This is a genomic window from Oligoflexus sp., assembly GCF_035638955.1.
Taxonomy (GTDB): Bacteria; Bdellovibrionota_B; Oligoflexia; order Oligoflexales; family Oligoflexaceae; genus Oligoflexus.
Genome location: NZ_DASQYZ010000518.1, coordinates 1 through 7,528 on the forward strand (window position 1 = coordinate 1; position 7,528 = coordinate 7,528).

Here is a 7,528-nt window from a genome sequence, read left to right on the forward strand (position 1 = left end):
AAGTCTTCTGATCCACTGGGCCGCGGCATCATCACGACGATCCACGTATTGGATTGCCGCTCGTCCTCCATGCACCAAAAGGCGTCGAAGATATGGATCTCCTCGTTTACTGATCCTTCCCGGTTTATTCCTGTGTGCTCCTCCAGTGCCCGAGTGTCGTGGTAGAAGACCTATCCAGGCAGCAAACTGCCTGCCATTTTTGAAGCATCCAGGGTTGGGTGTTGCCGCTACGCAGGGCCCCGGAAAGAATGACTATAAAATAAGCTAACTGTCAAACTTATTGGGAAATTTCGAAACTACTGTGAACCTGAAGGCCTTGGCAATCAAGGCCTGCTGAAATTCCAGGCATTCTTTCCGGGGCCCTGCTTTGGACGACACGCCCCAACTCGTCAGCTAAATCGACAAGAGAATATTTATTCTGACAAGTCTCGATATCAATTTCTTCGTCATCGTTATAGTCATTTATCCCAGCAGTGTTGGCTCCACTTTTTGTCGATATTGATTTTTATCGGTTCAAAATTTGACCTGATTGCCTTGCATAGAAAGCGCTTTGCCGCTTTTCCGTTCACCCCAGCCCGATTCAGGCGCTATGAGCAGTATTCGATGTCGAAAACAAAAGGCGACGCATTTCATCGATGCTCAGCACCAGCTCGGCCGCATTGAGCCGGATGGCTTCGGCGGGAATGCCCGGGACCACACATTCGGCGGGGTTTTGTACGATGGTCGTGGCACCTTGATTTTTTAGAAGCAGGAGAGCTTCGGCCCCATCCTTGCCCATGCCGGTCATAAGGATCGCCAGAAACGATCCTCCTTCAATGCGAGCTGCGGAGCGAAACAAGACGTCAATGCTGGGTTTTTGGCCGAATTGCGCAACAAGACTGTCGTCGAGCGAAATTCGTAAGCCACTGGATCCTTTACTGAGCGTCAAATGAACATCGTTAGGTGCCATATAAAGGTGACCAGGCTGGAGCGGTGTGGGTCCGGAAATTTCGGCAACTTTTAGATCCGCGGCTTTGCCGATGCGCACGGCAATTGCTTTGGCGAAATTCTTGAGGATATGCTGAACAACGACGATCGGCGGATGACCGGGACCGAGCTGCGCCAGTAAACGACAGATCGTCTCGATGCCGCCGGTGCTGGCTCCGATGAGGATGACATCGAATTTATTTTTCTGTCGATAAAAATTCGTCTGGCGCAGCTGCATCGTCGCAGTTTCGGCCGTCGGAGGCGCAATGCGCACCACGGCCTGCGCTCGATTAAGCAGTTCGTCCAATCCCGAACGCAGTTCTGATTTTGGAAAATAATCCGTCAGTCCTTCAGTAAGAGATTCAACCACCACGGATTTTTCACTATCGGAAAAATCACTGACAATGAACACAGGCTTTCGCATACCGCTCTTGCGTTTACGATGCAACCAGGCACTGCCGTTTTCGCCAGGCATTTGCAGGTCCAGGGTGATCACTTCGGGGTCAAGTCCCTCTACCAAAAGATTTTCAGCAGCCTGTGTGCCATCGGCTTCAAAACATTGAAAACCCCGTGTCTTAAATCCTTCCACGAGCAGCCGCCGAACGCTGAGCGAATCATCGATCACCAGCACTTTGGGCTTTGATTTGTCAGGTTGGGAAACTGCAGGCTGCATGCGATTTACAAAGATCGATTCAGTAACGGGTCGGAGTTTGGCGTCAAGACCCAGGGCCGCTTCGGAATGCCCAAGACAAAGACGGCCTGAAGGACAAAGCCTTCCAGCCAACTGCTGCACGGTCTTGAGGGATTGCTGAGCCTGGAGATAGATCAATACATTGCGGCAGGCAATCCAGTGATAAGGACCGCCTTTGGGCCAGTTTTCCGGCTTGCTGAGGTCAGTTACGAATAAGCGGGTGCGGCGAAGAATGTCCTGGCAGACGATTCTTTCATGGGATCCGATCATTTGGCTCAATGACGTCAGCAAGGATTGCCAGGGTTCAGTCATACCATGAGGCCTCTCAAAGCGCCCGGCTCGCGCCTTCTCGATGCTCAATGCGTCGATATCCCATCCATCCAGCGTGTATTCAAAAGCAGGGTGGCGTCGCCTGAAAAATTCCAGAAGCATTCCAAAGGAAAAAAGCTCCTCGCCGGTTGAGCATGCGGCGGAAAGAAAAGTAAAAGTCTGGCTGTTTTGTCTATCAAAGCCGTTCAAATAGTACGCAAACGCCTCAAAATGCGGTTCCTCGCGAAACCAGGACGTGGTATGGATCGTCAGAGCCGAAATGAGCTGCGCATATTCACGCTCATTGCTTTCTGCAATTCTCAAGTAGTCCCCAAGGCCAGTCATTCCCAACTGCTGCATACGTCGTAGAACATTTTGCACCAGAACTTCATAGCGGGCTTCATTGTTGGCGCCGGTCAAGCGCCTTGCCAGTCGAAAGAGAAATTCCTTTTCTTCAGCACTCAGGATCATGCCGCGGACTCATCTTTCTTATCCGGGCTCCTGCTCTTTTCAGATCGCTCGGCCAGGCGTTCAAGCAGACGATCGTCCAGTTGGGTTTGCGGCGGCGTATGCAGAGGATCCAGGCCGATTCCCTTTTCGGAGTCATGAGGCTTTTGAAGTGGAGAGGGGGTCGAGGTCCTGACATGACCATCATCGATTTCGTCGGTCAGGAAGCAATGAAGCTGGCGGGAAAGTCCGAAGAACGACGAAGCTTCGCGGGACATCTCAGCTGCGAGCCTGGCGCTCTCACTGGATAGAGCATTGGTGCTTGATGTTGCAATATTCATCTGATCAAGGGCGATGGATGATTGTTTGATGCCGAGCGATTGTTCCTTGGTGGCCTCGCTGATCTGTCCAAACGCGGATACTATTTGACTCGTGGCTTCTTTGATTTCAGCAAAGCGCCGGCTTGCTTCGGAACATATGTGTAGACCGGCTTCCACCCGGACATCGGTTTGATCGACAATGTCTTTTACCCGGTCGGCACTGTCAGCTAGCAAAGTTTGAATCTCCTTGGCTGCTTGCCCGCTCGTCCTGGCAAGGTTACTGACCTCGCTGGCGACCACGCTGAATCCTTTACCGGTCACACCGGCCCGCGCCGCTTCGATGGAAGCATTAAAGGATACGACCTGCGTGTTGAATGCGATTTCATTAATGACCGAGACCTTGCGCGAAATGTCATTGACCAGCTTAACTATGGATTTCAGAAGTGAATTCGCATCAGCTATCTGTTCCATCGAAGCCAGCATCTGCTTCATTGTTTCGGACCCGGCTTCGGTCAATTGGCTGACATGCCCAGCCTTGAGGAGAGAAGCCTGCGTGTGAGCATTGGTTTGTGCCAGCATGCTCGACATTTCTGCCATCGATGCAACAGTTTCCTGGATCGCCGCCGCCTGTTCAGCGGCCGCCGCCGCACCGCGTTGGGTATTATCGGTGAGGTGGCTACTACGAGCCTGACCTTGCTGAGCGCCACTGATAAGATTATCGGCGATCGAGCGTAGCATGGCGGCCGCAGAATGACTATAAAGGACAATGGCAGTTCCGCTGATCAACGATATAATGGCCAGAATGGCAAAAACCAAATATGCATTGGCCCGTTCGTCCGCCAGAAGGGTCGCCTGAGATTGTTTCGAAGCAAGCAGACGGCTTTCCAGCAAGGCTTTAAGGCTGTCCAGTACCTTGCGATCGGCACCGCGGACTGCTTTGTCAGCCTCCCTGCTGCTGAAGGGCATGTTTTGCAGAAACTTTCCTCGGGCATCACGATACTTCTCAACCAACACTTTTTCTTCATCGACAAAAGTTTTCAGCAGCTCATTCTCCTTGGGGCTCAGGAGTTTTTCCAGGTCGTTGGTCTGATCCAAAATTGACTGAACTTCCTTTTCAAAATTTGCATTGTATTTTTCGTAATCAGCGGGACTGTCGCCACGGAGCAGAATGTTCTTCCACTCCTGAGTCTGATTGCCGAAGCTCACCTGCAGAACCGTTATTTTTCGATCGATATCCAAATCGCGGTTGATGGATTCGACGTGGTTTTCCAGCGTTTTGAGTTGACGGAGGCTGAAGAAGGAGAAAGAAAGCGCGAGCACGAGCGCGCTACCTGCCGATATGCCGATGAGCCTGAATTTGAATCCCAACTTAATTCTTGCCATTTCCTTCGGTTCCTTTTTAAAAAATAGCGGCCGATCAAGCGGCATTGGTCCTTAATGCTCGAAGTTCCTCAGAAGAAAGCACACGCCTTAGATCGATAATCGTTGTTGGCTTCTCGTCCCGAACAGTCACCTGCAGGACATAGTCTTCAGGGATAATGGGCACATAGCTGGAGCGTTGATCGCTCTGGACAGCTATTTCCGCGACTTCAACCACTTCATCAACAAGTGACCCGAAGGGCCCAGCATCAGTTTCAAACACAATAATAAGACACTTCGGCCCCAGCTGGGAGGGCAACCCGAACCGCAGGCGCAGATCCAGGATCCCCACCGCCTCGCCACGAATATTCATCATACCCAGGAAGCAAGGAACCGTATTTGGCAGTCGGGTGCAGGCCCCGACTGGAATGACTTCTCTTACTTTGCCCAAAGGGGTGCCGAAAACATAGCTGTCCAACCGGAAAAAAAGGGCCAATTCAGGTTCGTTACTGGCTGATGGCTGTTGGCTTTTTTTGTTGGATTCAATCATACGCGCTCTCTTTGGGTGATCAGTTGCAAAGACTGACTGCGGCTGTGATGGAGCATGGCCAAAAACTTGATGTCCAGGACGCTGCAGATGCAGCCGCTCGGAAGGATTGCGATGCCCTGCACACCTTCCAGCCTATGCAGTTTTCCGTCGAGAGGATTCACTACAAGTCGCGCTTCGTCCAGGATGGTAAGGACGCTCAGAGCGGCTTTGGGAAAACTGCCGACTACCAGAGCCATACGATTCGAGACTGAAGGCGCATGCGCTTCAGAATTGCCCAGGAGAGTTTCCAAACCCACTATGGGGACGGGCTCATCATTGAGTATTGCGACCTTTTGATGCCCGGACTCATCAATGGATATTTTTTCCAGATCGACGACTTCCATGATATCGCGGATTGGCACAGCATACAGTTGGTTGGAGCACTGGACTATCAACGAACTGACGACATTCAGGTTTGCCGGAATGCGCAACACGAAGCTCGTACCATGCTGCTGGTTGGTGTTGATGTTCAATTCGCCGCTCATGGAATCGATCGTTGTTTTTACCACATCCATTCCCACGCCGCGTCCGGATATTTGGGAGACTTTGGATGCCGTGGAAAAACCCGGCTGCAGAATGAGTTCAGCCAACTCGCGATGACTGGGGTTGGACTGCATGCTTAAAAGACCCAGATCCTGTCCTTTCTTTAGAATTCTGCCGAAATCCAAACCGCGACCATCATCGGCGATTTCGATCTCCACATACTCTCCCTCCGAGCGGGCAGACAGCCGAATAGTACCAACCGCGGATTTACCGGCAGCTTCCCTCTCGCCAGGGGGCTCGATACCGTGATCCACGGCATTGCGTATGATATGAACGCAAGGATCGGTAATTTTTTCCAGGGTTTGTCGCTCGATTTCGGTCTCGACTCCTTCACAGAGAATGCTGATCTGTTTATGCTCAGCGTCAGAGGTTTCTCTGGCGCTTCGTTCCAACTTTTGGAATAAACCGCCGATGCTCTGCATTTTCATGCCAACTATCCGGTTTTGCAGTTCGTATACCAAATGATTCGATGCGCCGATCAATGCAGACAAATTCTTCTCATTCCGTTCATTCTTTAATTCATGCAATGACATCGATAGCTGCACAGAAAGGTCATTCACAATGTGAATAATGCTGTCGATCTTGTTTAAGCTGACGCGGATGCTGGAATCTTTAATAATTTTATTTGATTGCATTGAAGGCGCCAGTTCACGATTCCTTTCCGGCGACACAGCGGCGCTCGCCATGGTGCCGCTGTCATCGTCGAAAAAACCAAAGGCTGCTGTCGCTGCGTTTTCCTTAATCTGCATCCGGGTATTTATGAGGGGCGATGCACTAGACTCCATCAGACGGCGGATTCCATCGCGAATGTCGTGCGTATTCGTTTGGTAGTTGCGTCCATCATCAAGCTGGGCGGTCCATTCAGAAATAAGAGTTTGACAGTCCAGGAGCAAACGGATGGCAACCGCGCCTGCTTCGGTGGGCGTGGCCTTGAGCCAGGAAATGAAATCCTCTACTTCGTGCAGGAAAGACCCGAAATCTTCCAAACCGACGCTCCGCGAGGAACCCTTGAGGTTATGCGCTGCACGAAAAAGGGCATTAAGGTCACTCTGTGAGGGCTGGCCTTTCAGCATATTGAGACAGATCGATTCCCATTGAAGCAGCGTATCCTGGGCTTCCTCGATAAAAATTTGCAGAATCTGTTCCATAAATACGTCTACCTGGATTTATTTGAGATTGGACCCCGTAAATCAACCATCTGAGCCATGTTTCGAAGATTTTCGCGGATGCAAGGATGAAACTCTGGAAATTGTTAGGCAGCTGCTTCCAGGCCGTTGCTGACCCTCAGCTGCCTGATGCCTTGCTCCAAAGCTCTCTCAACGGTTTCGATCAATTCATTGCGCTTGAATGGTTTTACCACAAAGTGAGCTACCCCATAATGGAGCGCAGTTAATAGGTGCTCCTGTGATACAAAGCCAGTGACCATGATAAAAGGAATAGCCAAAAGATTCTCACGCGTTTTTTCAATAGCTCGAGTCCTGTCCCGGGCATGCGAATGTCACAGAACACTGCCTGAAAGGTCTGGCTGACAATCAACTTCCTGGCCTCCAAACCGTTGTTGGAAGCGACCACATCATAGCCTTGATAGTTTACGTAACTGCTCACCAGCTCGATAACTTCATGGTCGTCATCTATCACGAGCAGACAACGTCGGACAGATAAATCCATGGCTAATCCTATCCATACTGTCCCAGGGTCGAATTCTGAGCGCTCGTGAAAGTTTTCGGCATGCGCCACACAAACTTAACTCAAATTGTGACATTTTTTGGATTCAACTTGATTTTGAGTCAGAATAGATTTGATGAGTTGGCCGTATTGTGCTGAAATAGCAGAAATTATCAGGGCCCAGAAAAAATAGGGCTCTGTCGCAAACATTTCCAAGGTCGAAGTGAGTTTCGGAAGGGATCATTCCCGGGACGCAGTTATCCTGCGAGGGCGTAAAATTGCTCGAATGGAGTGGAGCCTGGGATATTAATCTGACCTTTTTTGATCATGGCCATCATCTCAATGCCGGCAATCGTTTTCGCAGCCGACATGAAGGTCTTGAAGCCGAGCATGGACCTTGTCCTTTGCCGGACCCGCCTGTGATCCTGCTCGACAATATTGTTAAGATATTTCACCTGCCGGAGATCAATGGGCTCTGTCGCAAACATTTCCAAGGTCGAAGTGAGTTTCTGAAGGGATCATCCCCCGGACGCAGTTATCCTGCAAGGGCATAAAACTGCTCGAATGGAGTGGAACCTTGAATATCGATCTGACCTTTTTTGATCATGGCCATTATCTCGATTCCGGCAATCGTTTTCG

6 protein-coding genes and 2 pseudogenes are annotated in these 7,528 nt (G+C 50.6%); 1 reads left to right on the forward strand and 7 read right to left on the reverse strand.

The window, feature by feature from the left end:
* From VE954_RS42695 to VE954_RS42715, 5 genes and pseudogenes are all read right to left on the reverse strand, one after another.
* Positions 1–219 (reverse strand): annotated as a pseudogene (locus tag VE954_RS42695) (transposase); the annotation flags it as partial.
* A gap of 361 nt (positions 220–580) precedes the next feature.
* On the reverse strand, positions 581–2,437 hold the full coding sequence (locus VE954_RS42700; protein ID WP_324964778.1) for a chemotaxis protein CheB: 1,857 nt from the start codon (positions 2,435–2,437) through the stop codon (positions 581–583).
* Positions 2,434–4,116, reverse strand: a complete 1,683-nt coding sequence (locus VE954_RS42705) for a methyl-accepting chemotaxis protein (protein ID WP_324964779.1) — start codon at positions 4,114–4,116, stop codon at positions 2,434–2,436. Before VE954_RS42705 ends, VE954_RS42700 begins: the two co-directional genes overlap by 4 nt.
* 34 nt (positions 4,117–4,150) lie before the next feature.
* Complete coding sequence (locus VE954_RS42710; protein WP_324964781.1) at positions 4,151–4,642, reverse strand: chemotaxis protein CheW; 492 nt, start codon at positions 4,640–4,642, stop codon at positions 4,151–4,153.
* Positions 4,639–6,372, reverse strand: coding sequence for a chemotaxis protein CheA (locus VE954_RS42715; RefSeq protein WP_324964783.1), 1,734 nt, complete (start codon positions 6,370–6,372; stop codon positions 4,639–4,641). The genes VE954_RS42710 and VE954_RS42715 overlap by 4 nt, the downstream gene beginning before the upstream one ends.
* Positions 6,373–6,458: 86 nt before the next feature.
* On the opposite strand from VE954_RS42715, the gene VE954_RS42720 reads away from it, so the two are divergent.
* Positions 6,459–6,617, forward strand: a complete 159-nt coding sequence (locus VE954_RS42720) for a hypothetical protein (RefSeq protein WP_324964785.1) — start codon at positions 6,459–6,461, stop codon at positions 6,615–6,617.
* On the opposite strand, the gene VE954_RS42725 is transcribed toward VE954_RS42720, so the two are convergent.
* Both VE954_RS42725 and VE954_RS42730 read right to left on the reverse strand, forming a co-directional pair.
* On the reverse strand, positions 6,614–6,892 hold the full coding sequence (locus VE954_RS42725; RefSeq protein ID WP_324964787.1) for a response regulator: 279 nt from the start codon (positions 6,890–6,892) through the stop codon (positions 6,614–6,616). The genes VE954_RS42720 and VE954_RS42725 overlap by 4 nt on opposite strands.
* A 254-nt stretch (positions 6,893–7,146) precedes the next feature.
* Positions 7,147–7,380: pseudogene (locus VE954_RS42730) on the reverse strand (DDE-type integrase/transposase/recombinase); the annotation flags it as partial.
* Positions 7,381–7,528 lie beyond the last annotated feature (148 nt).

Coding starts and splice junctions, on each gene's coding strand:
- VE954_RS42700 (WP_324964778.1), bottom strand. CDS start 2,437: ATGATCCTGAGTGCTGAAGAAAAGGAATTTCTCTTTCGACTGGCAAGG.
- VE954_RS42705 (WP_324964779.1), bottom strand. CDS start 4,116: ATGGCAAGAATTAAGTTGGGATTCAAATTCAGGCTCATCGGCATATCG.
- VE954_RS42710 (WP_324964781.1), bottom strand. CDS start 4,642: ATGATTGAATCCAACAAAAAAAGCCAACAGCCATCAGCCAGTAACGAA.
- VE954_RS42715 (WP_324964783.1), bottom strand. CDS start 6,372: ATGGAACAGATTCTGCAAATTTTTATCGAGGAAGCCCAGGATACGCTG.
- VE954_RS42720 (WP_324964785.1), top strand. CDS start 6,459: ATGAAACTCTGGAAATTGTTAGGCAGCTGCTTCCAGGCCGTTGCTGAC.
- VE954_RS42725 (WP_324964787.1), bottom strand. CDS start 6,892: ATGGATTTATCTGTCCGACGTTGTCTGCTCGTGATAGATGACGACCAT.